General features: G+C 59.3%; 26 protein-coding genes and 2 pseudogenes. 15 read left to right on the top strand and 13 right to left on the bottom strand.

Annotation, left to right across the window (positions count from 1 at the left end):
* Positions 1-32: 32 nt before the first annotated feature.
* On the bottom strand, positions 33-1,838 hold the full coding sequence (gene phaC, locus ACZ5IL_RS14750; RefSeq protein ID WP_464596913.1) for a class I poly(R)-hydroxyalkanoic acid synthase: 1,806 nt from the start codon (positions 1,836-1,838) through the stop codon (positions 33-35).
* A gap of 285 nt (positions 1,839-2,123) precedes the next feature.
* Between phaC and ACZ5IL_RS14745 the strand changes: the two genes are divergently transcribed.
* From ACZ5IL_RS14745 to ACZ5IL_RS14720, 6 genes are all read left to right on the top strand, one after another.
* Entirely contained in the window at positions 2,124-2,435 is a 312-nt protein-coding gene (locus ACZ5IL_RS14745) for a hypothetical protein (protein WP_464592580.1), read from the top strand.
* 230 nt (positions 2,436-2,665) lie between these two features.
* A complete protein-coding gene (locus ACZ5IL_RS14740; protein WP_464592578.1) occupies positions 2,666-3,883 on the top strand; it encodes an LL-diaminopimelate aminotransferase in 1,218 nt (405 codons plus the stop codon).
* Positions 3,884-3,959: 76 nt separating this feature from the next.
* Positions 3,960-5,282, top strand: coding sequence for a homoserine dehydrogenase (locus tag ACZ5IL_RS14735; protein WP_464592576.1), 1,323 nt, complete (start codon positions 3,960-3,962; stop codon positions 5,280-5,282).
* Positions 5,283-5,337: 55 nt separating this feature from the next.
* Positions 5,338-6,333: a class II fructose-bisphosphatase gene (gene glpX, locus ACZ5IL_RS14730; RefSeq protein ID WP_464592574.1), complete on the top strand. Its 996-nt coding sequence runs from the start codon at positions 5,338-5,340 to the stop codon at positions 6,331-6,333.
* Between the two features lie 73 nt (positions 6,334-6,406).
* Positions 6,407-8,248 carry a single-stranded-DNA-specific exonuclease RecJ gene (gene recJ / locus ACZ5IL_RS14725; RefSeq protein ID WP_464592572.1) on the top strand — a complete coding sequence of 614 codons (1,842 nt, stop codon included), beginning with the start codon at positions 6,407-6,409 and terminating at the stop codon, positions 8,246-8,248.
* 55 nt (positions 8,249-8,303) lie between these two features.
* A complete protein-coding gene (locus ACZ5IL_RS14720) occupies positions 8,304-9,077 on the top strand; it encodes a class I SAM-dependent methyltransferase (RefSeq protein ID WP_464592570.1) in 774 nt (257 codons plus the stop codon).
* Positions 9,078-9,176: 99 nt separating this feature from the next.
* Here ACZ5IL_RS14720 and ACZ5IL_RS14715 read toward each other — a convergent pair whose 3' ends face one another.
* Positions 9,177-10,400, bottom strand: coding sequence for a lytic murein transglycosylase (locus ACZ5IL_RS14715; protein WP_464592568.1), 1,224 nt, complete (start codon positions 10,398-10,400; stop codon positions 9,177-9,179).
* Positions 10,401-10,523: 123 nt separating this feature from the next.
* Complete coding sequence (gene efp, locus ACZ5IL_RS14710) at positions 10,524-11,090, bottom strand: elongation factor P (RefSeq protein WP_079446787.1); 567 nt, start codon at positions 11,088-11,090, stop codon at positions 10,524-10,526.
* Between the two features lie 144 nt (positions 11,091-11,234).
* Between efp and epmA the strand changes: the two genes are divergently transcribed.
* The 3 genes from epmA to ACZ5IL_RS14695 all read left to right on the top strand — a co-directional run bounded on the left by epmA (position 11,235) and on the right by ACZ5IL_RS14695 (position 13,739).
* On the top strand, positions 11,235-12,278 hold the full coding sequence (epmA, locus tag ACZ5IL_RS14705) for an EF-P lysine aminoacylase EpmA (protein WP_464592565.1): 1,044 nt from the start codon (positions 11,235-11,237) through the stop codon (positions 12,276-12,278).
* Positions 12,275-13,375: a lysine-2,3-aminomutase-like protein gene (locus ACZ5IL_RS14700; protein ID WP_464592563.1), complete on the top strand. Its 1,101-nt coding sequence runs from the start codon at positions 12,275-12,277 to the stop codon at positions 13,373-13,375. Before epmA ends, ACZ5IL_RS14700 begins: the two co-directional genes overlap by 4 nt.
* 103 nt (positions 13,376-13,478) lie before the next feature.
* Entirely contained in the window at positions 13,479-13,739 is a 261-nt protein-coding gene (locus tag ACZ5IL_RS14695) for a hypothetical protein (protein ID WP_464592561.1), read from the top strand.
* An 81-nt stretch (positions 13,740-13,820) separates the two neighbouring features.
* On the opposite strand, the gene ACZ5IL_RS14690 is transcribed toward ACZ5IL_RS14695, so the two are convergent.
* On the bottom strand, positions 13,821-14,399 hold the full coding sequence (locus ACZ5IL_RS14690) for an HdeD family acid-resistance protein (protein ID WP_464592559.1): 579 nt from the start codon (positions 14,397-14,399) through the stop codon (positions 13,821-13,823).
* A gap of 181 nt (positions 14,400-14,580) precedes the next feature.
* A complete protein-coding gene (locus ACZ5IL_RS14685; protein ID WP_464592557.1) occupies positions 14,581-14,883 on the bottom strand; it encodes a hypothetical protein in 303 nt (100 codons plus the stop codon).
* A gap of 372 nt (positions 14,884-15,255) precedes the next feature.
* On the opposite strand from ACZ5IL_RS14685, the gene ACZ5IL_RS14680 reads away from it, so the two are divergent.
* The gene (locus tag ACZ5IL_RS14680; RefSeq protein ID WP_464592555.1) at positions 15,256-15,936 is read left to right on the top strand and encodes a phosphatase PAP2 family protein; all 681 of its coding nucleotides are present in this window, start codon (positions 15,256-15,258) and stop codon (positions 15,934-15,936) included.
* A gap of 464 nt (positions 15,937-16,400) precedes the next feature.
* Here the strand turns inward: ACZ5IL_RS14680 and ACZ5IL_RS14675 are convergent, their stop codons facing one another.
* The gene (locus ACZ5IL_RS14675; RefSeq protein WP_464592553.1) at positions 16,401-16,910 is read right to left on the bottom strand and encodes a hypothetical protein; all 510 of its coding nucleotides are present in this window, start codon (positions 16,908-16,910) and stop codon (positions 16,401-16,403) included.
* Between the two features lie 226 nt (positions 16,911-17,136).
* On the opposite strand from ACZ5IL_RS14675, the pseudogene ACZ5IL_RS14670 reads away from it, so the two are divergent.
* Positions 17,137-17,267, top strand: a pseudogene (locus tag ACZ5IL_RS14670) (IS5/IS1182 family transposase); the annotation flags it as partial.
* Here the strand turns inward: ACZ5IL_RS14670 and ACZ5IL_RS14665 are convergent.
* Complete coding sequence (locus ACZ5IL_RS14665) at positions 17,268-18,218, bottom strand: hypothetical protein (RefSeq protein WP_464596981.1); 951 nt, start codon at positions 18,216-18,218, stop codon at positions 17,268-17,270.
* A 342-nt stretch (positions 18,219-18,560) separates the two neighbouring features.
* Here ACZ5IL_RS14665 and ACZ5IL_RS14660 point away from each other — a divergent pair, with 342 nt between their 5' ends.
* A complete protein-coding gene (locus tag ACZ5IL_RS14660) occupies positions 18,561-18,968 on the top strand; it encodes a hypothetical protein (protein ID WP_464592551.1) in 408 nt (135 codons plus the stop codon).
* A 222-nt stretch (positions 18,969-19,190) separates the two neighbouring features.
* On the opposite strand, the gene ACZ5IL_RS14655 is transcribed toward ACZ5IL_RS14660, so the two are convergent.
* The 5 genes from ACZ5IL_RS14655 to ACZ5IL_RS14635 form a co-directional block, all read right to left on the bottom strand.
* Positions 19,191-19,724 (bottom strand): chromate transporter, encoded by a 534-nt coding sequence (locus tag ACZ5IL_RS14655; protein WP_464592549.1) that lies wholly within the window; start codon positions 19,722-19,724, stop codon positions 19,191-19,193.
* Positions 19,721-20,266 (bottom strand): chromate transporter, encoded by a 546-nt coding sequence (locus ACZ5IL_RS14650; RefSeq protein ID WP_464592547.1) that lies wholly within the window; start codon positions 20,264-20,266, stop codon positions 19,721-19,723. Before ACZ5IL_RS14650 ends, ACZ5IL_RS14655 begins: the two co-directional genes overlap by 4 nt.
* A gap of 292 nt (positions 20,267-20,558) precedes the next feature.
* Complete coding sequence (locus ACZ5IL_RS14645) at positions 20,559-21,041, bottom strand: GNAT family N-acetyltransferase (RefSeq protein ID WP_464592545.1); 483 nt, start codon at positions 21,039-21,041, stop codon at positions 20,559-20,561.
* A 216-nt stretch (positions 21,042-21,257) separates the two neighbouring features.
* Positions 21,258-21,563 carry an aa3-type cytochrome c oxidase subunit IV gene (locus ACZ5IL_RS14640; protein ID WP_464592543.1) on the bottom strand — a complete coding sequence of 102 codons (306 nt, stop codon included), beginning with the start codon at positions 21,561-21,563 and terminating at the stop codon, positions 21,258-21,260.
* A 424-nt stretch (positions 21,564-21,987) separates the two neighbouring features.
* Positions 21,988-22,884 (bottom strand): IS1 family transposase, encoded by an 897-nt coding sequence (locus ACZ5IL_RS14635; RefSeq protein WP_464592541.1) that lies wholly within the window; start codon positions 22,882-22,884, stop codon positions 21,988-21,990.
* Between the two features lie 108 nt (positions 22,885-22,992).
* Here ACZ5IL_RS14635 and ACZ5IL_RS14630 point away from each other — a divergent pair.
* The 3 genes and pseudogenes from ACZ5IL_RS14630 to ACZ5IL_RS14620 form a co-directional block, all read left to right on the top strand.
* A pseudogene (locus ACZ5IL_RS14630) lies at positions 22,993-23,166 on the top strand (helix-turn-helix transcriptional regulator); the annotation flags it as partial.
* A 129-nt stretch (positions 23,167-23,295) separates the two neighbouring features.
* Entirely contained in the window at positions 23,296-24,126 is an 831-nt protein-coding gene (locus tag ACZ5IL_RS14625) for an ImmA/IrrE family metallo-endopeptidase (protein ID WP_464596980.1), read from the top strand.
* A gap of 3 nt (positions 24,127-24,129) precedes the next feature.
* Complete coding sequence (locus ACZ5IL_RS14620) at positions 24,130-24,621, top strand: hypothetical protein (RefSeq protein WP_464592539.1); 492 nt, start codon at positions 24,130-24,132, stop codon at positions 24,619-24,621.
* Here the strand turns inward: ACZ5IL_RS14620 and ACZ5IL_RS14615 are convergent.
* Complete coding sequence (locus ACZ5IL_RS14615) at positions 24,618-24,839, bottom strand: hypothetical protein (protein WP_464592537.1); 222 nt, start codon at positions 24,837-24,839, stop codon at positions 24,618-24,620. The genes ACZ5IL_RS14620 and ACZ5IL_RS14615 overlap by 4 nt on opposite strands.
* Between the last annotated feature and the right edge of the window lie 213 nt (positions 24,840-25,052).

Below are 25,052 nucleotides of genomic sequence, written 5' to 3'. Positions count from 1 at the left end.
TGAAGAAAGCGCGTCAAATCAAACTGCGTATCTCACGAGCGCACGCGAACGTAGCTGCCCGGTGCATCCTCGATCGGCGGTAGCGCGCCGGCCCCGACCTCGCGCGCCGCGATCTCCTTGCCGTCGATATTTCGCAGCCATGCGAGCCAGTCCGGCCACCACGAGCCCTTATGTTCCTCCGCACCCTTCAGCCACTGATCGAGGGTCTTGTTGCGGATCTTATCGTTGGTCCAATACTGGTATTTGCCGCGCGCAGGCGGATTGATCACACCTGCGATGTGGCCCGATCCCGACAACACGAAGCGTACCGAACCGCCAAAGAAGCGCGAGCCGTACAACACGGATTCCGCAGGCGCGATGTGATCGTCGCGGGTGGCAAGCGCATAGACGGGCAACTTGACCTTCGAAAGGTCGAGCAAGGTATTGTCGAGTACCATGGAGCCGGTGGAGAGACGATTTTCGAGATAGCAGTTGCGCAGATAAAAGGAGTGGTTGGCCGCCGGCATCCGCGTGGCATCTGAATTCCAGTGCAGAAGATCGAAGGCGGGTGGTGCCTTGCCCTTGAGATAGTTGCTGACGACGTAGGACCAGATCAGGTCGTTGGAGCGCAGCATGTTGAAGGTCATCGCCATCTTGCTGCCTTCCAGCACACCGGACCGCTTCATGTCGCGTTCGAGCGCGGAGATCTGATCCTCATCAGCGAATATCAGCAGGTCTCCGGCATGGGTGAAGTCCACCTGAGCGGCGAAGAAGGTCGCCGACCTCACGCGCGACCGCCGCTTGTTCGCAAGCCATGCCAGCGTGGCGGCAAGCAGAGTACCACCGACGCAGTAGCCGGCGGTGTGCACCTTTGTCTCTCCGGTGGCCTTTTCGATGGCATCCATCGCGGCGAGCGGACCTTCCTTCATATAGTCCTCGAAGGTCTTTTCCCCGAGCCTTCCGTCCGGATTGACCCACGATATCACGAACACCGTGATGCCTTGGTCCACGCACCACTTGATGTAGGATTTCTCCGGCCTGAGATCGAGGATGTAGAATTTGTTGATCCAAGGCGGCACGATCAACAGCGGCGTCCGCAGCACGCTTTCGGTGCTCGGTGAATACTGGATCAGTTGCATCAATTCGTTCTGATAGATCACCTTGCCCGGCGTCGTCGCGAGGTTGACGCCGACCGCGAGACCGGCAGAGTCGGTCTGGCGGATGCGCAACACCCCTCGGCCGGCCTCGATGTCTTCCGCTAGCATCTTCATCCCGCGCGCCAGATTGTCGGCATTGGAGGCGAAGGTTTCACGGAGTACTTCGGGGTTGGTCATCACGAAATTGGACGGCGCGACTGCATTGGCGAGCTGTGTGATATAGAACTCAGCCTTTTTGCGGGTATGTGGATCGAGGCCATGGGCGTCGCGCACCAGTTCGTTCGTCCATTTGGTCGTCAGCAGATACGCCTGCATCAGAAAGTCGAAGAGCAGGTTCGATCGCCATTCCGGATCAGCGAAGCGTTTGTCGCGCGGTTCCGGCTCGATAGCTGGCCTGACCTCCTCGCCGGCCAGGCGGCGCGCGGCATAACCCCAAAGCTCCAGATAGGACGCGCCGAGCTTGGCCTGTAATTCGACAGCCCGGGTCTGGTCCGTCAGCCAGTATTCACAGACCGTGCTGACGGTCTTGATCAACTCGGCGAACTCGGTCGACGGATTGTCGGGGGTCGGGTCGTGCTCACGAGCCTTAAGATAAGCGGCCAGAGCCCTGCCACCGTTTTGCATCGCATTCGCAAGGTTCATCGCGAAGGTGTCGGAGTCGAACCCCGTCGTCGGCTTGGTCTCGGCGGATACCTCGCCCATGGATACGTCTGAGGGCTTATTCATCATTCCGTCACGCAGGTTGCCAATGGCGGGCATTGGATCATGACATAATCTTCGGGACTTGTTGCCTGATTCGATGTGGCGCCGTGCGACAACACTTCTTGATCCCGCCATACATGGGCCGTGATGACTCGATTGAAATGGCCGCAGCTTCTTGGATTTCGAAGTTTTAATATTTTCGGAAGCATAATGGTCTCGCCTGCGATTAGGTTTGATAAAACAAGCATTTACCGGCGCAAGCTTGGACGGGACGATGTGAGCAGCGTGACGGTAGCATCACAACGACAGACAAGCAGACGTGCGGGACCCGTGATCGCCTGCACCGCCGCATTGGCGTTGATGTCGCAGGCGCTCGGAGGCTGCACATCCATTGCGGATTTACCTTTCGAGGCTCCGTCGGGTGCGGCGGAACGGCCCCATGACGTATCATCCTATCCCGCGGTGCATGACCTTCCCGCCCCAAGAGATCATGCAGCGATGGATCGTGCCGAGCAGGCGCGGGTCGAAAAGGAACTGATCGACGCGCGCGACCGCCAGGCTCACGCCTCACAGGACCACGGCTCGGAACCCAGATAACTTCGCTCGAAAACGCTATAAAACACGCGAAGTGATGGCAGAGCAGGGTGTCCGTGCTAAAAGACATGATTCAAGTAGAAGGCTGCGCCTGCAACGTCAGACCTCGACGTCGGCGAGCTGACTCTTGAATGTGCCAAGCTTTTGAATACACACGTTTTCTGCTGAAGCTTCGTCGACTTCATCGAGGCAATGGGCGATCGCCTCGTCAATCCGGCCTGGAGCCAGGACTTATGGAAGAGTTTTATCGCATCCGCCGTCTGCCGCCTTACGTGTTCGAACAGATCAATCGTGCCAAGGCGGCTGCACGGAACGCCGGAGCCGATATCATCGACCTCGGTATGGGCAACCCCGACTTGCCGACGCCGCGCCATGTCATCGAAAAACTCAAGGAAACCCTCGGCAAACCCAAGACCGACCGCTATTCAGCTTCGCGCGGCATCACCGGCCTGCGGAAGGCTCAGGCGGGTTACTATGCCCGCCGCTTCGGCGTGAAGCTCGATCCCGATACGCAGATCGTGGCGACGCTCGGCTCCAAGGAAGGTTTTGCGAACGTCGCTCAGGCAATCACCGCGCCGGGCGACGTGGTGCTCTGTCCAAACCCCAGCTACCCGATTCATGCATTCGGCTTTTTGATGGCTGGCGGCGTGATCCGCTCCGTGCCGTCGTCGCCGACGCCGGATTTTTTCGCCGCCTGCGAGCGCGCGATCATCCATTCCATTCCGAAACCGATCGGACTGATCGTCTGCTACCCGTCGAACCCGACGGCACAGGTGGCGAGTCTCGATTTCTACAAGGATCTCGTCGCGTTCGCCAAGAAGCACGAGATATTCATCCTGTCCGATCTGGCTTATTCCGAAGTCTATTTCGACGACAACCCGCCGCCTTCGGTGCTACAGGTGCCCGGCGCTTTCGACGTCACCGTGGAGTTCACCTCGATGTCGAAGACGTTTTCGATGGCCGGCTGGCGCATCGGTTTCGCGGTCGGCAACGAACGCATCATCGCGGCGCTGGCGCGTGTCAAATCCTACCTCGATTACGGGGCTTTCACGCCCGTGCAGGTGGCGGCCACGGCGGCGCTGAACGGCCCCGACACCTGCATCCGGGAGATGCGCGAGATCTATCGCAAGCGCCGTGATATACTGGTTGAATCGTTCGGCCGTGCCGGATGGGTGATTCCGCCGCCTCAGGCCTCCATGTTCGCATGGGCGCCGCTGCCCGAGCGTTTCCGTGATCTCGGGAGCATGCAGTTCTCGACCCTGATGGTTGAGAAATCGGGCGTCGTGGTTTCTCCCGGTGTCGGTTTCGGCGAGCACGGCGAAGGCTATGTCCGCATCGCCATGGTGGAAAACGAGCAGAGAATTCGTCAGGCCGCACGGGGCGTTCGCCACTTCCTTGAAAGCGGCATTGAAACGTTGCACAACGTGGTTCCTCTCGCCAACCGGCGGTAGGCGCCAGTCCGGAGAACGGCTTTCCGGTCTTTCGCTCGGATCGTGCCCTGCACGCCGGTTTTCCAGCAGGTTTGTTATGGTCGCACCACTGAAAGTGGGCATCGCGGGGCTCGGAACTGTCGGGTCCGCCGTCGTCCGACTGATAGAACAGCAAAGCCGCGCGCTGTCAGCACGCTGCGGACGCGGCGTTCGCGTCGTCGCTGTTGCAGCGCGCTCGAAAACCAAGAAACGCGACGTCGATCTTACCGACATAGCATGGGCTAAGGACGCGCTGGCGCTGGCGAACGATCCCGGCATCGACTGTTTCGTTGAACTGATGGGCGGTTCAGGCGATCCTGCGCACTCGGCGATCGAGGCAGCCCTGAAATCCGGCAAGTCGGTGGTGACGGCCAACAAGGCGCTGATCGCCAAGCACGGTCTGCGGCTCGCTGCTCTCGCCGAACAACACCACGGCGCGTTGAACTACGAAGCCGCGGTCGGCGCCGCAATTCCCGTCATCAAGACGCTGCGCGAAGGGCTTGCGGGAACCACGATCAATCGCGTCTACGGTATTCTCAACGGCACCTGTAACTACATCCTGACGCGAATGGAGAAGGAAGGCCTGTCGTTCGCCGAATGCCTGAAGGACGCCCAGCGTCTCGGCTATGCCGAAGCCGATCCGTCGTTCGATGTCGACGGGCACGACACCGCGCAGAAACTGTCGATCCTGGCGAGCCTGGCTTTCGGCACGCGTGTTGCGCAGAGCGCGGTCTATGTCGAAGGCATTTCCTCGATCGCGCCGGAGGATCTTCGCGCCGCTGAGGAACTTGGCTACCGGGTCAAGCTGCTGGGGGTCGCGGTGCGTACCTCAAAAGGCATCGAGCAGCGGGTGCATCCGACCATGGTGCCGAAAACGTCGTCTATCGCACAGGTCATGGGCGTCACCAACGCGGTAACCATCGATGGCGACGGCATCCCTCCGATCACACTTGTCGGTCCGGGTGCCGGCGGAGCCGCGACTGCGTCTGCCGTGGTGGCAGATATCGCCGATGTCGCGTCCGGCATTCGGGCTTTGCCGTTCGGCCGGCCCTCGGCGAAGCTGCGCGCGACCGAGAAGGCGCCGATGGAGCGCCACGAGGGCGGTTATTACATCAGGCTGATGGCACGCGATTTCGCCGGCACCGCTGCGACCATCGCCACGCGGCTGGCCGAGCAGAAGATTTCAATCGAATCGATCGTCCAGCGTCATCCCAACGGCAAGCTGGATGACGAGGAATCCGACACGCCGACTTCGCCGGTTCCGGTGCTCCTGATCACCTATGCAACCCACGAGGATGCGGTGCATCGCGCGCTCCATGCGGTGCGGGCTGACAAGGTCATCACGGGCCGCCCGCAGGTCATACGAATCGAGAAGAACTGAACGAGGATTGCGTGCCGACGCAGGGGCTTCCACGCTGCCCGAGGGAGTTGAGACGATGCCGACACAGAATTCCGTCCCGCCGGAGCAGGTGCGCGAGCGCCTCCTGACGCTCGAGATCGCGCGCGTGACGGAGCGGGCGGCGGTGTCGGCGGCGCGGCTGCGCGGGCGCGGCATGGAAAAGGCGTCCGATCAGGCTGCGGTCGATGCGATGCGACGCGAACTCAACAAATTGCCGATCGACGGCACGGTCGTGATCGGCGAGGGCGAGATCGACGAGGCGCCGATGCTGTTCATCGGTGAGAAAGTCGGCAACACACGCGGTCCCCAGGTCGATATCGCCGTCGATCCGCTCGAGGGGACCGTGCTGTGCGCCAAGAACATGCCGGGCGCAATCGCCACCATCGCGATGGCCGAAAGCGGCACGCTGCTTCACGCACCGGACTGCTACATGGACAAGATCGCGATCGGTCCCGGCTATCCGAAGGGCACGGTGGATCTCGACGCGCCGGTCGAAGAAAACATCATCAATCTGGCCAAGGCCAAGGGCGTCAAGCCGACTGACATCACTGCCATCCTGCTTGACCGGCCGCGCCATGCGGCGAAGATCGCCGCGCTTCGCAAACTCGGCGCCGCGGTTAGTCTGATTAGCGACGGGGACGTCACCGGCGTCATTCACACCGCGGAGCCGCGAACGGGAATCGACATTTATCTCGGTAGCGGCGGCGCGCCGGAAGGCGTGCTTTCGGCAGCGGCGCTCCGCTGCATCGGCGGCCAGATGCAGACCCGTCTCATTATCGACAGCGAGACGCTCCGCGAGCGTACCCTGAAAATGGGGATCAAGGATCCGAGAAAGAAATACGAGATCGAGGATATGGTGAAAGGCGATTGCCTGTTTGCCGCTACAGGCGTGACGACGGGCTCGCTGCTGTCGGGTGTCCGGTTCGGCAAAGACGTGATCAAGACCGACACGGTGGTGATGCGCTCGGTGAGCGGAACGGTGCGCCGTATCAAGGCCGCACACCGGCAATTGGACAAGTTCGACCTGGACTGAGTCATGCTCATGGCGGGGAGAGGCTACGCTGTCGCCCCTGCTTTCTATATTCTCGCAAGGCACGGACAACATCATGACCTTGCCAGCCTCCACGTTGCCGATCGAAGCACCTGATGCCTTTCTCGGTGTGTCGCATTCGGCGACCGGCCGTCTGTGGCGTGATCGCCTCGATCCGCGAGGCACGGCGCGCGCACTGGCGATCACTCAGCGCCATCGGCTGCCGGAAATGCTGGCGCGGGTGATCGCCGGACGTGGCGTCGAAATCGATGCGGTCGAAGATTTTCTCGACCCCACCATCCGCCGGCTGATGCCCGATCCTTTCACCGTGACGCAGATGGAGGCGGCCGCCAAGCGGCTCGCAGATGCCGCGATGCGCGGCGAGACGGTTGCGATCTTCGGCGATTACGACGTCGACGGCGCGACCTCTGCAGCGCTTCTCGCCTGGCATCTGCGACATTGCGGCCTTGATCCACTGATCCATATTCCCGACCGCATTTTCGAAGGCTATGGCCCGAACGTCGATGCGATCGATGCGCTCGCGGCCAAAGGCGCGACGTTGCTGGTGACCGTGGACTGCGGCACCACGAGCATCGAGCCGCTGGCGGCCGCAAGACAGCGGGGCATGTCGGTCGTGGTGATCGATCATCACCAATGCGGCGACGATCTGCCCGAGGTCGAGGCGCTGGTGAATCCGAACCGGCCGGACGATCTTTCCGGGCTCGGACATCTTGCCGCCGTCGGTCTCGTATTGGTGACGCTGGTCGCGTTGAACCGCGAGCTGCGCCAGCGCGGCTTCTGGATTGACGAGCGGCCGGAGCCGGATCTCCTAAACATGCTGCATCATGTCGCGCTCGGCACGGTCGCCGACGTCGCGCCGCTGACCGGCCTTAACCGTGCCTTCGTCGCGAAGGGGTTGATCGCGCTGCGCCGCCGCGATCATGTCGGCCATACCGCGCTGATGGACGTGGCGCGGCTGAACGGTCCGCCGGAAGCCTGGCATCTCGGTTTCACGCTGGGACCGCGCATCAATGCCGGAGGCCGCATCGGACGCGCCGATCTCGGCGTGCGGCTGCTGCTGGAAGGCGATGTCTCGGAAGCTGCGCGGATCGCCGCCGAACTCGATCGCCTCAATACCGAGCGCCGCGTGATCGAGCAGGCGGCTGAAGCGCAGGCCGAAGCCGAGGCGCTGGCCTCGCTTGGTCTCGGGGACAAAGGATCTGTCATCGTCACGGCGTCCGAGGGCTGGCATCCGGGCGTGGTCGGTCTCGTCGCGTCGCGGCTGAAGGACAAGTTTTCCCGGCCGGCCTTCGTTCTCGCGCTGGAGCCGGGCGGCATCGGAACCGGATCGGGCCGTTCCATCGGCGGCGTCGATCTCGGCAGGGCGGTACGGGGGGCCGTGGCAGACGGCGTTCTGCTCAAGGGCGGCGGCCACGCCATGGCGGCCGGCGTCACGCTGCGGAAAGAACGGCTCGCGGAATTCCGCGCCTACATGGAAACAGCGCTCGCTGCCGATGTCGCGCGATCGCGCCACGTCCGCGAGCTTTTCATTGATGGCGCGGTCAGCGCGCGCGCTGCGACGCCCGAGTTCGTGGCGACACTCAATCGCGCGGGACCGTTCGGCGCGGGCAACCCCGAGCCGGTGGTGGCGTTGCCGTCGCACCAGTTGATCCATGCCGACGAGGTCGGGCAGGCGCATCTTCGGTTGCGATTCAAATCCGGAGACGGGGCTATCGTGAACGGCATCGCGTTTCGCGCGGTCGGCCAACCGCTCGGCAACGCGCTGGCGCAAATGCGGGGACAACCGCTGCATGTGGCGGGATCGCTGGCAGTGGACCGCTGGCAGGGCGTGGAGCGTGTGCAGTTGCGCGTGGTGGATGTGGCGACGCCCGATCCCGGGCCAGCGGTTATTCGCTGATCGATTGTTGCCCGTAGCGTTTCGCGAGTGTCTGGTTTTCGACGCGTTATCCGCTATGATTGATCCCGTGGAAGAGAGCACGCTCTACGATCACCCCGATCTATACGACTTGATGGCGCCGCGTGACCATGTTCTCGAGCGGTTCTACCTCGAAACCGCCAGCGAACGAGGGGGCAGTGTTCTCGATCTTGCTTGCGGAACGGGTCGTCTAACAATTCCGCTCGCTCAAGCCGGCTTACAGGTTGTGGGAGGTGATGTTTCCGCCGCGATGTTGTCACGGGCGCGATATCGCGCCGAAAGACAGGCTGCTGCCGTCGAGTTTGTTCAACTGGATATGCGCGACTTCGATTTAAATGGCCGCGCCTTCGACACCATTATCGTCGCTGTCAACTCTGTTGCGCACCTTCAAAGCCTCGACGATTTCAAGGGCTTTTTTCGATCTGCTGCGCGACATCTTTCACTGAAGGGCAGGCTCGTTTTCGACGCATTCATCCCGAAGGTCACTATGCTTGGCCGTGATCCCAAACAGCGTCAATTGGTCGGCGTAGCTGCGCACGAAACATTAGGCCACGTCACCGTAGAGGAGGGTCTTGTTCGATATGATCCACTTACACAAGTTAGCCATCTAGATTGGTTTTGGTCGACACTGGAGAAGCGAGACTTTTTGAAGAGCTCCTTGCAGATACGCAGCATCTTTCCGCAGGAGATGCCGCTTCTGATAGCGTCAGGTGGCTTGCGCCTCGAACGGCGGTTCGGTGACTTTGATCGCAGCCCGATGACCTCAGAGAGCCTACGGCAGGTATGTGTGTGCCGGCCAAACGAAGAATAAATTGAGGTTCACAGCTGGGCACATAACGGCAAAGCCATTTTACGTGCCTTCGCTGGGCCGAATCAGTCCCTGACGAAATTAGCAAAGGCTGGGATCGGATTACCTCAGCTCTCTCAGCTTCGCCAGCACTTGCAGTCCGGCATAGCCGTCGGTCGGCAATCCGACGCGGGTCTGAAAATCCTTCACTGCCTTCATCGTGTCGTTGCCGACGCGACCGTCGGTGCCGCCAGTATCGAATCCGGCTTTGGTCAGGCGCGTCTGCACTTCCTGCACTTCCGCGAGCGTGAGCGCACGTTCCGAACCTGGGAAGGGGTGAATGAAAGGCGACGCCCCGAGAATGCGATCGCCGAGATGGCAGATTGCCAATGCATAGCTCATCGACGGATTATAGCTGCGAACCGCGTAGAAATTCGGCCCAAGCAGGAACGCCGGGCCGCCCGGTTCCGGGACCCAGAGTTTGGCCGATGCATTCGGCTGCGGAAACGCCTTGCCATCGGCGCGTTGCACGCCGGCCGCCGCCCACGCGGCATAACTGCGGCTGCCGCTCGCGCCGCCGGGCGCGCGCACCTCATAACCCCAATGTTCGCCGCGATGATATTTCCCACGGTTGATCAGGTAGCGCGCGGTCGAGCCCAGCGCGTCGTCGGGTTTTCCAAATGGCGAGACCCGGCCGTCGTGGTCGTAGTCCATGCCGACGTTGAGCCAGACCTCAGGCATCCATTGGGTGTGTCCCATCGCGCCGGCCCATGAGCCGTGCATCTCTTCGGGCGTGCTCCAACCCTTGTTCACGATGTGCAACGCGTTGATCAGTTCTGTTTCCCAATAGCTGCGCCGTCGTGGTTCATTCCAGGCGAGCGCCGCCAGTGAAGGAAACACCGGGCGCATGTGGTTCTTCTGAACCAGCGGATCGCCGAACGCGGATTCAACCCCCCACAGTGCCAGCAGTGTGCCGCGCTCGACGCCGAAATCGTGTTCGATCCGCGCGAACAGTGCCTCGTTCTTCCGCAGCGCCTCCTTGCCCGCGGTAATCCGCCAGTCCGAGACGCGGCGGTTGATGTATTGCCAGGTCTTTTCGTGGAACTCCGGCTGGTTGCGCATCTGCTTGAACACGCTCATGTCCGGCTCGATCCGGCCCATGCAGCGGCTCCAGGTCGCCTCTGAGATGCCCTTCGCCAGCGCGCGGGCGCGAAAGCTGTCACGCCATTGCTCGAATCCCTGAGGCGGAGCGGCAAAAGCGGGGAAGGGCGCAAGCGCTGCCAACGCTCCAAGGCATTGTAGCGCGGTGCGCCGGCTGAGCCGGATGTGAGAATCGAGGATTGTCATGCAGTGAGCATAACGGAGGGAAGCACCCCGCAGCAAAGCCTCATTGCGTTGCAGGAACCTCGACTCCACCGGACAGCTTCTCGGACTCGAACCGAACTCCGAGGATCAGTATTTGTTAGGTGGTCAGTCCTTGGCGCGCTCGACGTAAGAGCCGTCCTCGGTCATGACCACGATCCGCGTGCCGACGCCGACATGGGGCGGCACGCCGGTGCGGACGCCGTTCGACAGCACCGCGGGCTTATAGGATGAGGAGGCGGTCTGCCCCTTGGTGACCGGCTCGGTGTCGACCACTTCGAGCGTCACCCGCTGCGGTAGCGTGATCGCCACCGGCACCATGTCGTGCAGGGACAGTTTCACCACCATGTTTTCCTGCAGGTAGGGCGCGGCGTTGCCCACGACCTCCTTAGGCACCTGAACCTGATCGTAGGTCTCCGCATTCATGAAGTGGAAGCCGTCGGCGTCTTCATAGAGGAACGTGAAGTTGTGATCCTCGATGGTGGCGCGCTCGACCTGGTCTGTGGTCTTGTAGCGCTCGGAAATTTTCACGCCGTCGCTGATCCGCCGCATCTCGATCTGGCTGACCGGGGTTCCCTTGCCGGGGTGGATGTTCTCCGCGGTGAGGACCACGTAGAGCTTGCCGTCTTGCTCGATGACGTTGCCCTTGCGAATAGAACTGGCGATAACTCTCACGGCTGGATTTCCTAAGGTTTGGCTCGAGACCGGTCCGGACGGGGGCGTCCTGCGGCCGTTGAGGCGGCTTCGGGCCGCAACATACTGATTTGGTTCGCTCGCGCCAGTGGTTTGCGGCCGATTCCGGTCGATTGCTGAGGATGGATGAATCGGATTTCACCCTGGTGGGACCGGGCAAGGCACGCGGACCGGAGGCCGTTTCTGGAAGCGCGCAGGACCGTGACGAAGGCGCTGCGGGCCTGGTTCGACGCGCAGGGGTTCGTCGAGGTCGAAACCGGCGTTTTGCAGGTGTCGCCGGGCAACGAAACCCACCTTCACGCGCTCGGCACCACGCTAACGATGCCCACCGGCGACCGAGTCGCGCGCCACTTACGCACCTCCCCGGAATTCGCCTGCAAGAAGCTGCTGGCGGCCGGTGAGCAGAAGATCGTGGAGTTCGCGCGGGCGTTTCGAGACCGCGAGCATGGCGTGCTGCATCTGCCCGAATTCACCATGCTGGAATGGTATCGCGCTGGCAGTTCCTATGACGTCGTCATAGCCGACTGTATCGCCGTGATCGCCATTGCGGCGCAAGCGACCGGGATTCCGAGATTTTCATTTCGCGGCCGGCAGGCCGATCCGTTCGTCGAGCCGGAGCGGCTGACGGTCGCCGCGGCGTTCGACCGCTTCGCGGGGATCGACCTCCTGAGTACCGTCGTCGGCCGCGAGGGTGACCGCCCGGCCCTGGCTGCGGCGGCGCAGGGGAGGGTGCGGATTACGGACGACGATAATTGGTCGGACATCTTCAGCAAAGTGCTGGTCGAGCATGTCGAGCCCCATCTCGGGCAGGGCCGGTTGACGGTGCTATTCGAATATCCCGCGCCGGAAGCCGCGCTCGCGCGCATCAGTCCGTCCGACAGCCGTGTCGCCGAGCGTTTTGAGATCTATGCCTGTGGCGTTGAGCTTGCGAACGGCTTTGGCGAATTGACCGACGCCGCGGAACAGCGCATCCGTTTCGTGCAAGCGATGAACGACAAGCAAAGCCGGTACGGCGAGCGCTATCCGCTGGATGAGGATTTTCTTGCGGCCGTCGCCCAAATGCCGGAAGCGGGCGGAGTGGCGCTGGGCTTGGATCGGCTGGTGATGCTGGCGAGCGGAGCGTCGAGAATCGATCAGGTTGTATGGGCGCCGCCCGCGGAGAATGCATGAGCGTCAAGACCGACAGGAGCGTCGTTTCGACATTACGGCGGCCGGAAGACCTGATCGCCCATGGCCTCGCGCCCGCATCAGGGCTGGCCGATCTCGAGAAGGTTGCCGCGCGCTATGCGATCGCGATCACGCCACACGTCGCCGCCCTGATCGATCCGACCGATCCCGATGATCCGATCGCGCGGCAATATCTCCCAAGCGCCAATGAATTGGCTGCACAACCGGGCGAACGCGCCGACCCGATCGGCGATCACACACATTCCCCGGTGGACGGCATCGTTCACCGTTATCCCGACCGGGTGCTGCTCAAGCTCGTTCACGTCTGCGCTGTCTACTGCCGGTTCTGCTTCCGTCGCGAGATGGTGGGACCCGCCAAGGAAACCGCGCTATCGAAATCCGCCATCACAACCGCGCTCGATTACATCCGGTCGCATCCGGCAGTCTGGGAAGTGATCCTGACCGGCGGCGATCCGCTGATGCTGTCGCCGCGGCGGCTGGCCGAAATCATGGGCGAACTTGCCGCAATCGATCACGTCAGGGTTGTCCGCGTCCATACGCGCGTGCCGGTGGCCGATCCCGCTCGGGTCACTGACGAGATGGCGGCGGCCCTGCGGATGGACGGCGCCACGACATGGCTGGCGCTGCACGCCAATCACCCGCGCGAACTGACCGCGGCGGCGCGGTCGGCCTGCGCGCGGATTGTCGACGCTGGCATTCCCATGGTCAGCCAGTCGGTGCTGCTGCGCGGCGTCAACGATGACGCGGCGACGCTGGAGACGCTGATGCGCGCCTTCGTCGAATGCCGCATCAAGCCGTACTATCTGCATCACGGGGATCTCGCGCCAGGCACCGCACATCTGCGAACCACCCTGGAAAAAGGCCAGGTTTTAATGCGTGCGCTACGTGGTCGCGTGTCCGGCTTGTGTCAGCCGGATTATGTTCTCGACATTCCCGGCGGGCACGGAAAGGTGCCTGTGGGACCGGATTATCTGTCGCGCTCAGATTTAATATCCGGGGAAGGTGAACATGGTCCAAAATTGCGTTATCGTATTACCGACTATTGTGGCGGCGTTCACCTTTATCCGCCGGTATTGTAGAGGTTCGTTTGTCCGGCTGGCTTAGTCACAGAATCAATCGCGGAACGTTTGCGCGTTCTCAACCGTTCTTGACAGGCCGATCTCGGACGTTGGAGGCAGCGAAATGAACAAGATCATCGCGTTGGCGGCTTTTGGGGTCTTGATCGGTGCGCCTGCGGCGCTTGGGCAGTATCAAGCGAGGGACGGGTCGTCACCAGGTTCAAGCGTTGACAAGTCCTCGCGTTACGACGCGCCGATCGGTCATCGCCAGCCGCGCCCGAGCGACTTGCCGCCGGAGAAGGCGGACACGGACAACCCGACACAGGTCGATCCGGCGGATGCCGCCCTCAAACGCAAGATTAAAAGCATCTGCCGCGGCTGCTGATGCAGCTGGGTTAGATTTCGTAACGTAATCAGGTTTGCGAATTAGCGCCTTCGTCTGACGTCTGTCAGAAGGCAAAACGCTCTAACGCGCATTTCGCATGGCAAGCGCCATTCCAATCAACGTGGTACCGCCGAATATCATATTGAGGCCGACCAGCAACCCGATGGCCCAGGCCGCCGATCCCGGGAGGCCGACGATGATAACGCCGGCTATGATGATGTCCATCACTCCCCCGGTCAGCAGCCAGCCCCACCGCTGCGAGAGTTCGCGGCGATGTTCAAGAGCGTACATGATCGTGACGGCACCCTCGGCGAGGAAGTAGGCGCCAAGCAAGATTGTCAGCGTCAACATGCCCTGTACGGGCTGTACCACCAGCAGGATGCCGACGAGAATCGACAGCGCAGCCGAGAGCAACGACCACCAAAAGCCCGGCATCCCCCGTGCCCAGAAGGTAGCGACAAGTCCGACGACGCCGCCAACGAGAAACAGCCAACCGAGAAAGATCGTGATGGCGAGGCTCGCCAGGGGTGGCACGACGATGACAGCCAACCCCAGAAGCGCGAGCAGAATGCCTTCGAAAAGGAAGGCCTTCCAATGCTCGCGGACTTCCGTGCTCACTTTCAACTGAAGGCGTTCGAAATCTTGGGAAGGGGGTGTCATTGGCTGGGCTCCATGAAGCGGAAACGCACATCCCTCGGGGCACCAGCTTAACGCGCGACGGCTCCAAAAGCAGCAAAAACCGGAATCCTGATCGGATGGCGACATTTCCGACCGGCACGATGCCGCGGATCGAACCAGCCTGCTTTACGGCGCAGGCGATCCGCACCAAGACGTCCACCGTTCAGAGCTGCACACCCTCTCCGTTGCAGGGCGCACTGTTCCAATTGCCCCACTGAACATTGGCAAGACTACGAAAATCTGTCGTCAGCGGACGCCGCGTAAGTTTCTCGTAAGCGCCGATGACCTTCTCTGAGGCGGTGAGCTTGCGCCGTAGGTTGGCCGCTATCCGCAGCGTCTCGACGCGCACTCGCGGATCCGCGGTTTCACCAAAGCGGAAACGGCGAACCTCCATGTCGCGCAGAGCTTCGCGATACTTTTTCAATTGGGCGCGGTGCCATGCGATGGTGCTATCACTATCAGCCATCAAAAAATCCTCACTCTGCGGCGGCTGCAATTAGCCGCAATAAAGAACGAGAGCCGAACCCATCATCCGCTGATTTCGATTCGTCAGCGGAGGAAGGAATTGAGACTGAGAAAGCGTCGACGGATTCTGGTTAATCAAAGGTTAACGAGCGTTCATGGGCTGGTGAGGCGCAGCAACACGCGCGGGAGATCCTCGATTCCATCGTTCGCAAGAAGGCTTACTGAACGGGAAAAGGAATGTTTAGAAGCGACCCCGCCAACCGTGATTGTTTTATTGACCGGCAGCGGATTGCACGTAATAGCAGGGCCCTGGAAATTGTGGCTTTGCGTTCGTTCCGATCTCCATTTCAATTGATGCGATGAATTATTGACTATGACAATTACGGGCCTCGATAGAGAAATTCTGCTCACGCTCAACGCATTCGGTGGAGGAAGCAACAACCTCTGGGACCTCGCGAACAATTCGCTTTTCAGGGGATTTCCGGTGTTCTTTTCTCTTGTCGCCCTGTGGTTTTCCGGTGATCAGCCGGAGCGTCGCGGTCGTATGCTAGCCGGGCTGCTGGCGGTCTGTTTGGCGACCATGCTTTCTGTTTGGTCACAGTTTCACACCGCGGTTCACATACGTCCGATTCTGGACTTAGCGATTCCTCTGGACACTGTCATTCCGCGAACGCCATGGGACCGAACGAATTCGTTTCCGAGCGACACAGCGACCTTGTTTTTTAGTCTCGCTGCTGTGGTTTTTGTAGAAAAGCGGTGGGTCGGGCTGTTCTGCTTTGTTTGGGTTGCGGCGATAGTCGCGATTCCCCGGATCATTGTCGGGCTCCACTATCCAAGCGACATTCTTGGGGCGTTTATTCTTGGACCAGCGACCGTTTTCCTTTTTGCCACGCTTCCATACCCAAAGGGCCTGTTTGAACGCGCGCTCACGTGGTTCGAAGGTCGTCTGTATATTGTTCACGCACTCTTATTCATTTTTTTGGCCGAAGCATTCGACCTGTTCCCGAGCTTGCAAGCCCTCGGAAAGGTGTTTGCGCGAATGCTTCACTCCTAGAGCCTTTCCGCTTTTGGCGGAATCAGAAGCGGAACTCTTTTATTTTTTGACGCGTTTTCTTCACGCGAACCGGTATCTACTTCGCTCGAAAACGCTATAGAGTTTTTGACAAAGCGTTTTCGAGCGAAACATGCCCTTCGGGCTTGCCATACTGCACAAGCACACATGAGTTCAGGTCACCGAACAGGGAAAGCCCTCGCGCGGGGTTGGGTTCGCCTCATGCGATGCCATTCAGGCCGCCAGGATGCCGCCGCACGCGCGGTCCGCACCGCTTGAGCAAAAGGATAAGCCGGCTCCAGCCGGTGCAGGAGCCGTCAGCTCACGACATCATGGCTGCGCTTGGTGACACTGACCCAAGCGAGCCGCTACACACGGGAAGCCAACGGAACAACACAGCGACAGGTGCCCCGTTGCCCTGATTTCCCGTATGTCACAGCCCGGCGCCAAACTCTGCCCCGTCTGTTTTATTTCGAGTGCGACTTCCGCGAACTGTGTTTCGTCTCCGACGCTGGAGCAGACGCAGAAGCAGAAGCAGCTTGCTCCGAAAGTTGATCGAGACGTGTGTTCAGCTTTCCTACGTCCGCTTGAAGAGCGTCTACGGTCGTCTTGATGGACTCAGGATTTTCCGTCCCGGCAACCTTTCTCTTGAGCGTGTCGAAATCCGATGCAGAGAAAGCGCCCAACTTAGTTTGTACGGCCGCGATCTGAGACTCCAGGCCCTTGATCCTTGCATCGAGCTGAGCATCAGATGTTGGCGGAGCCTTCATCTTGGCTTCGAGGAGGAGCAAGCGTTGTTCAAGTCCGGCGGTTGCATCGGCGTGCGGCGCAGCCTGGTGTGCGGGGGCGGGTGCCGCCTTCGCTTCGCTCGTAAGCCGGCCGGTACTGCTCCATACCAAGGCCATGCTGCCGAAAAACATCACGCAGATAACGGCTATGCCCCCGATCAACTGATTGGAGCGGTCGTGTTCATTCATCACGTTGCCTCCTTGCGTTACTAACGTTGCATTGCTTACGTTGCGTCGTCTCCCTTCGAGCCAGTTGCCAAGTATGACTGAGCTGCGACATTTTGTACAGGGGCGCACGCATCCATTGGCGGCGTCTGCGGAGGTCTGTCAGTTCATCGCAGCATTTTCGAAAAGGCCAGAAAGAGCGACGGTGTTCCATCCAGGAACTTCGCCCTTGGATGCAGTGCAAGCTACCGTCGTCATTCCGCCAAAGCGAAGCCGAAACGATCAGCATCTTACGACGCCAGTCTCTACAAGAAGCACAACATCATCGAGCGCTTCTTCAGAAAGCTGAAGCAGTTCAGGCGCGTCACAACCCGCTACGAACTATTTTGCGACACGTCGGTTAAACCACCAAAGCGCGAGGGCACTTGCCAGCATCACCAGCCCGCCCAGCAGCACCGACAACGGCGTAGCCCCGAGTCGCTCAAACCATTGAGTATAGAAATGAATACCGCTGAAGACGGCGACGAGGTTGACCAACCAGCGTCGATTTGCCCGAACGGCCCAGAATCCAGCACCGAGCAACGCCACCGCCCACATCACGCTGAATGCCATGGCCGGAATGACGGGTTTGGTCATGAGCGTCGAGGATACGTCCTTGGCAGCGAGCGAACGTATCAGCATCAGTGGATCGCCCCATAGTGAGCCGATCCAGAAGCCGAAATTGATCAACAGCAGCGAGGTTCGCGCGGCTGTGATCGCGAGCCGCGCATATTCGGCTGGCAGACGTCGCGAAGCTCGATAGGCGATCAGCGCCACCATAGAAAACACGACCACGGTGAGCGTCGGCTCGAAAATGGCTAGCGAATAGCTGGCGTGGCTATAACCCGTGCGTGCGCCCAGGCAAGCCGAAGCTGCCAGCACCGCCAGCGCCATCAAGAGGCTGGAGCGAGCGATGATAGCTGCGAGGCAGAAAACACCTGTGACAATCAGCATGGTGGCAAGGAGGTCGGCACGATAGGCGATAGCGCCGCCGCCTAACATCAGTGCGCCGATGACAAGGCAAATCTGCCCGAGAATCATCCAATGCTGCACGCGATTGAGTGCAATTGCGCAACCTGCGACGAAGAGTGCGAGCCCGAAGCTAATTGCCGTCAACGGCGCAGGCGCCAGCGCCACCGCACCCGCCGCAATAGCGACGACAGCGAACCCGACAAGGATGTTGATGCCGAGAGAGACTGTATCATGTGCAGCGAGCTTCGTGAGCTTTTCGGCTTCCTCGCTCGTTAGCTTGCCTTCCTCAACAAGCTTGGAAATGTCCAGCGTAATTTTCATCGTTTCTCGTCCAGCGGAGCCGATCCCTATCCCATATAAGAACTGTCAACCTATCAGAAATCAACATCCCCACCTCGTTGTATGATTGTCGGGGAGGACTACGCACGCTTATGAAATGCAGTTATGCTGTGCATATTATAGGGCGAAATCGGAGATGGCGGTTACAGCTAAGCGCACGTCAATCGTCGGTGGCCCAATTGGTCCCGCAAACAGCTAGCGAAACTGATGACGCTACAGTTTATTGACTTAGATCAACGAAAAGGTCCGCTATCGCACTCCGATGATCGGCAAAGGTCACGTCGGATGCTGGATAACCAATTGACCAGTAAATCGGAGAGTTGCATGAGAACCATCAACCCGTTGGTACTGTTAGCGCTGTTAGTATTGCTCGTTGCGCAATCGGCTTCGACAGAGGCTGCGGATTTGAACGGAGCTTGGGCGATTGATTCCTCGACCTGCGGTGACATATTTACCAAAAAGAATAACAAGCTTGCTTTCAAGCAAGATGCTGATCTCCACGCGGGCGGTATAATCGTTCATGGAAAGCAAATAACCGGCACATTTGAGAAATGCACCATCAAATCATTGCACGATGACGGGCGGGATGTGCGAGTGATTGCGGCGTGCTCGGACGGTATCGCGGTATCGGACATGGAGTTCGACGTGAAAATCTCCGGAGAAAACAAGATCACATTTAGCTCGAAGGAGCCGGTACCGGTGGAAATGCCATATGTTCGCTGCTCGATGTGACTGTCCGAACGGCGACATTGGTGGCGAACCATGGAGGTTCGTCATGTCTATTCCAGTAGCGTTGCGCGCAGACGTCAAGGCATCTCAGCTAGCGTCACCAAATGAGGCGAGACATAAGGGCCGCATCTCCTAGCAAACCAGGAGGCTAGGCTGCTTCAGGATGCTCGCCTGAAGTGAGACCCGAAAGCAATTCCGGGTCCCAGTACAACGCCCTGGTTAGCTTCAGAGATAGGCGACCAACCCTACAGACGACGCAGCAAGCGATATCAGAGCGGCTCCAAGCATCATCCATAGCGTATCGAGTTTCGTCGTCAGCAAAAGGACAAAGCAGACAGCCGCGATGGCTATGGTAATTGGACCTGTCAAGCCGTCATGCCCCAGCGGAATCGCCGCAGCTAACAGCAACCCAGCACTCGCGATCACAACCGTTTGCAAGATCGATTTGACGCGGGAGTGTTCCATTCTGCGGCCCACGAAGTGAACCAGTGGAATGATGAGGAGCGCAGGCGTAATCATAGCAAGCCATCCAGCGGCGGCCCCCGGAATCCCAGCCGCAAAGTATCCGACGCTCACGATATAAAGTCCGACAGGCCCCGGCGAACTACGGGTAATTACGACGGCTTCGTTGAGCTGCTCATTGGTAAGGACGTGATAGTGATTCACCAGTGCCTCTTGGATGACCGGCAACGACGCGAGTCCTGCAAAGGAGGTCACCGTGCCCTTCAAGAGCACCAGATAAAGCACCAGTATGTTCATGGCAGGAAGCATCCGACGACGGCGGCGATGACCAGCACGTAAATGGGCGAGATGCCAAGGACAACATTCAAAAGGAACGCGCTCGCACCAATCAGGATCACGCGCAGTCGCTTACCCGTCTTGAAGTACGGATGCGCGATGGTCCAAACCGTCTTCACCGTAACCGCGACGGCCGCTGCAACCGCGCCCTTGATCGCCGCCTGAGCGAATGCGTTTTCTTGCCATTGGGCAAACAGCATGGTGATAACCACCACGAACAGCGTGCAGGGGATAGAGGACGCCAGCAGCGTAGCAATCGCGCCAGACCAACGGCGCAACATCCAGCCGACACCGACACAAAAGGCAAGAACATTGGTGCCGGGCGTTAGCCGACCAAGGGCGAATGACAGCGCGAATTGCTCTTCGCTAATCCATCGTCGTTTTGCAACGACCCACTGTGTATGACTGCCGTTGTCGCGCTTCCTCCACCGAGCGTGAAGTTGGCATAGCGCGCGAAAACGCCAGCGAGTTGCCTGAGTGTTGGTTGATTCATCGACATGCACGACACGACCGCTTGGGCGCCTAGTGCGCCAGATTAAGACAAGCCCGTTTCCGTCGTGCCGGAGAGTTTCACACCTGCTTACGGCAGGCCGTGAGGCATGCACGAACTAATCAGAACTCCCGGAGGGTTTCAAGCTGCGGCTATTCAGCGGCCACAAACGCGAGGGGGGTAGGGCGTAAAAACTGCCAAGGGCAGTTTGCCCCGTGCTCCACTGTGTCAGTGCGTTAGTCTGAAGTGAGACCGAAGAGATTCCAAGAAATTCTTATGCTTTCCGATCCGCTAAGCTCACCATGTCAGAGCGTCTTCCTCATCTTTACACACGCCATTGACCAGCGACCGTTCAGCAAATGGTTTCCGTATTCGGTGACCTTATACCCCTGGCTCCGATAAAACGGTTCAGCTGTCAAAGACGAGTCGGTGAGTAAAAATTTGATGCCCGCGTTCCGAGCCGTCTCCTCAATTCTCATGAGAAGGGCTTTTCCGACACCTGTCCTGGCAACGTCGGGAGCCACGTAATATACTCGCAATTCATTGTTCGCCATGACCAGACACGCCAAACCGATAAGGAGATCGTCGCTATCGGCAACAAATCGGATTTCATTCTCGGGATTGGCTGTAACAGCTTCCACGGCATCCGACGTAATAGGCAATGGTGCCCACGCCTCAATGATTTCCGCTGGGTAGTCCCGGGCAGCAAGACGACGCACGGCCGCATGGTGCACTTCCAAAAACGCTCGGGCGTCGTAGTCCCGCATTTCCCGTATGACCAGTGCCATGGTCGGGGACGCTAGCATCGTATTTTAAGGGCCACAAACGCGAGGGGTAGGGCACTAAGGAAAACAAAGGGCAAGTTATCCGTTGGCGCTCCCTAGAGCTGCCCATCGACGAGTTCGAGTTCACGATGAAGCGACTGCGCGGCTCGGATTAGTTTTCGGCGCGCGAAACCCGCCGGTGCGGGGCGCCCCGGCGGGTTTGGAATGGAGACGAGCGGATTAGAGGAGGAAAATCGCCAACAACACGACAACGGTGACCACGACCGCGGCACCGATCGTCCCGAGTTTGATGAAGGACTTATACGTTTCCTCGTGCGCTGGATAATCCATTCCTTCCGCGATCGAGTACGTCAATTCGCCATGATCAGACATGTCAAGCTTCCAAGTGCGGTTGATCTTGCGTCTCTCACGACGGTGACCGGTGAGACCGATATAGTTGCCCGCGGTCACCGCCAATTCATGCAGTTCTGCGAGCTTATGCTGGCGGGTGTTCGCGCCGGCGGCCCTCGGTCTGACGCTCGCCATAAACTAAAGCTAGCGAGAATATCGCTATGACGCCGGCAACGAATGCGGTCACAATGATTGTTTCGGTTGGCATGTCGATCTCCCATTTTGCTTTCGACAAGCCAAGAATACATTTCAATCGCACGCATGTTTTTCATCTAGCGCAAAGACGCCGTTATTCTCTCACACTGGATGCTCTGAGACGTCAGACGTCGGGAATGGAATCTCTTCGCACCATGCGCTGCGGCGTTGCTGATGCTGGGGTTCGGCTTGGCGCTGGAGTGAGCGCAACGCCTTATTGATCTAGAACAAACTATAAAAATAGAAGGCATGTTAAACGAGTGAATTGCCGGTAGAGACCCCGGCGATATCCAGGCCCGCCCTGGGCCCGTTTCTTCTCTGACTCGGCCCAACGCTTCACGGCGTCGGGCCTTTCGGTAGTGGGTCAGTTTGAAATTTCCGTACTGCGCTTTTTGTATGGGCCGCGAATTTTGGCGGCAGTGCTTGCTTCTTGAGCTTCGACCAGCGCGACGATATCAGACACCTCCCAAAGCCGATCCGAGATGCCAGCGGCCATTGCCGGCGACATACGCAGCTTGGAATGCAGCCGAACGAAATTGTAATACATCATATGAAGGGCAACCGCGTAGGCGTGGTTTTCGACCTTCTTGGAAAAGCCGTTGGTTAGGCGAGTAAACCGCCGCATGTGCATGCGGATCGTCAGATTGCTGCGCTCGACATATGACGTTGAGACGTGCGCCGGATCGGGCGCGCCCTCGATAAGCTCTTTGCGGGACCCGGTGCATTCAGCAGGGCTGTAACGGCCCTTGAAACTTTCTGGCGAAGCTCCGTAAATCTTTACAAGCTGGGCGTAGTCGATGTCCCCGCCGAAGGCACCTTCAACCGCCTCCAAATAAGCCTTGTGACCGTCCGATGTAAGTTGGACTCGATTGGCGAGGCGCGCCCGCAGATCGTCCATGAACCACATGGCGCATTCGCCATCCCGGCCGCCAACAAAATAGGAAACGATCATCTTGGAGTCGGCGTCGAGCGCCGTCCAAGTCCATGTATCGCCAGCCTGCTCTGGGGCGGCCTTGGCCTTCGCGACGTTCTTCTGCTTGGCGTAGGTGAAGGACCAGATTTCATCGACCTGAATGCGCCGGGCGGCGACGTTGCGCACGTTCGCGTCATGGTAGGCCATGCAGGCGCGGCCAGCGTCGCAAAGGAGCTTGGCAACAGTGTTCTTGCTGGCCCCGATCACGCGGGTGATTGCGCGGATCGACTGCCCTTCGCAGAGAAGGTGAAGGATACGGGTGCGATCTTCGGGGGTTAGCTTGTTCATGCATCCAAACTGACCAACTCAAACACATAAGTCAAGCATAAAAGGTCAATTTGATTTTTGGCGCAAGTTTTCCTTGAGCTGCGCTTCGCCCCGGTCTATCGTAGGAGAATGAAAGACTACAAAACCCCCGGCCAACTAATCTCCGACCTTCTCGATAAGCGGGGATGGACCAAGCGTGCGCTGGCGGTCGTCCTCGAAAAGGACGAGAGTACGATAAACAAGATTGTCTCTGGCAAGGGCGCGGTGACGACGGAAACGGCGTTGGCGTTGGAGGACCTATTCGGCACGCCGGCCGAGACATTTCTCGACCTCCAGAAGAAATATGATCTTGCCGTCGCCAGGATCGTAACCAAGCCAGATCTCGGTCGCGCGACCAGGGCGGCCATCTTTGGAGACCTACCTGTCGCTGCAATGTGCAAACGGGGATGGCTCGGCACAGATGATCCGCAAGACGTTCCAAGAGTTGAGGCCGGGCTAAAAGCATTTTTCGGCGTCAAGAATCTTGATGAGATTGTGGCTTTGCCGCACGCAGCAAAAAAGACGGATGCAGACTCTCCGCCGACATATTCGCAGATCGCTTGGTTCCATCGCGTGCAAGTGATCGCCCATGAATTGCTCGTGCCGAAATACTCTCCGGCCGCGCTGAAAGCGGCCATTCGAAAATTACACGCGCTGACGGTCGCCCCCGAAGAAGTTCGGAACGCCGCTCGTATTTTGGCAGAGTGCGGTGTCCGGTTGGTCATCGTTGAGAGCCTGCCTTCGGCCAAAATCGATGGCGTATGCTTTTGGCTCGACGAGCATTCGCCTGTCGTCGGCCTGTCATTGCGGCATGACCGCATCGACAACTTTTGGTTCGTGCTGAGGCACGAATTGGAACATGTCCTTCAGGGACATGGATTGCAGGCTTTTGTGCTCGACTCCGAACTAGAAGGGGAAAAGGCCGGGGCCGGCCCGAATGTTCCCGAAGAAGAAAGGATCGCAAATACGGCTGCTCAGGATTTTTGCGTTCCCAAGTCAAAGATGGATGCCTTCGTTTCGAGGAAAGCACCTTTATTCTCTGAAAGTGATCTGTTGGCGTTCGCAAAAATGTTGCGCGTCCATCCGGGGATCGTGGCCGGTCAGCTTCAACATCGCACCGGCCGATATGACAGATTCCGGCAGCATCTAAAGAGTATTCGCGTTCACCTCGGTTCCACCGTCGCAATTGACGGATGGGGCGATATTTATCCTCTTGGAGCATGAACAATGGCAAAGGTCGCGGACCGACAAAAATTCATCCGCTATTGGATGGATACCACTGGCGAAACCGAAATCGACATGACGGCTGTCGCCAAACTGGCAATCAAAATGGGCTGGAAAGCGCCTCCGCCCGTCACGGAAGAAGACCGGCTTGCTCAGCAATTCAAGGAAGCCGCTCGACAGGACATTCGGCACGACCGCAAAACGGGGCGCCCGTACCGGGGTTACCACGCTGTCCCGAAATATGACGCGACCGGGCAGCTCCACTTCTCATACATCGATATCGATGAACCGAAGACCAAACCAGATAGCTTCCGAAAGGCTTGCGTCATGAGGCGTGAGCAATCAGTCGGCGACGTGGTTCAACTGCGGCTTGACCAGCTTCACTGGAATGATACGCGCCCATCCGACCAACAAGTCGAACTGCTGCCGGCAGACATGGAATTCGACGTAGAATTGAAACTCGCCGGCATGGATACTGAAGACGACGCAGCTTAGCCTTTTTTCCAACGTGCTTGGGCGGCGGCGCTGGCGATCTCCGATCGCTGCTTGGGGGTCAGAGCGTTAGCCCGAGCCGGGCCGCCAGCAGTTCCCGCGTTCTTGGCTCTCGCGACTTTGGGCGTATCGACCTTCGCCGACGCTTCACCGGTCGCCGCATCGATGATGAACTTGGCGAGCTGGTTCGGGTCGCGCGGACGTTTGGGGTGCTTCACCATACCCTCTATATGGCATAGCCGGCGCGGCCTTTCCATGACGGTCAAGACCCGCCAATTTCAAACTGACCCACTACCGGCCTTTCTTTTTGGCATCGGCGGCGGCGCGGCGCCATGAACGGCTCGATAGAAGCTGCTGCGGGCGATAACCGGTCGTCGTTTCGACCCATGCTCCTTCACGAGACCAAGACGGGGTTATGGCGCGCCATACAGGGC

It is taken from the genome of Nitrobacter sp. CN101 (genome assembly GCF_055390255.1).
The sequence above is the reverse complement of the archived record's forward strand: the minus strand, read 5'-3'. Positions and strand labels throughout refer to the sequence as shown.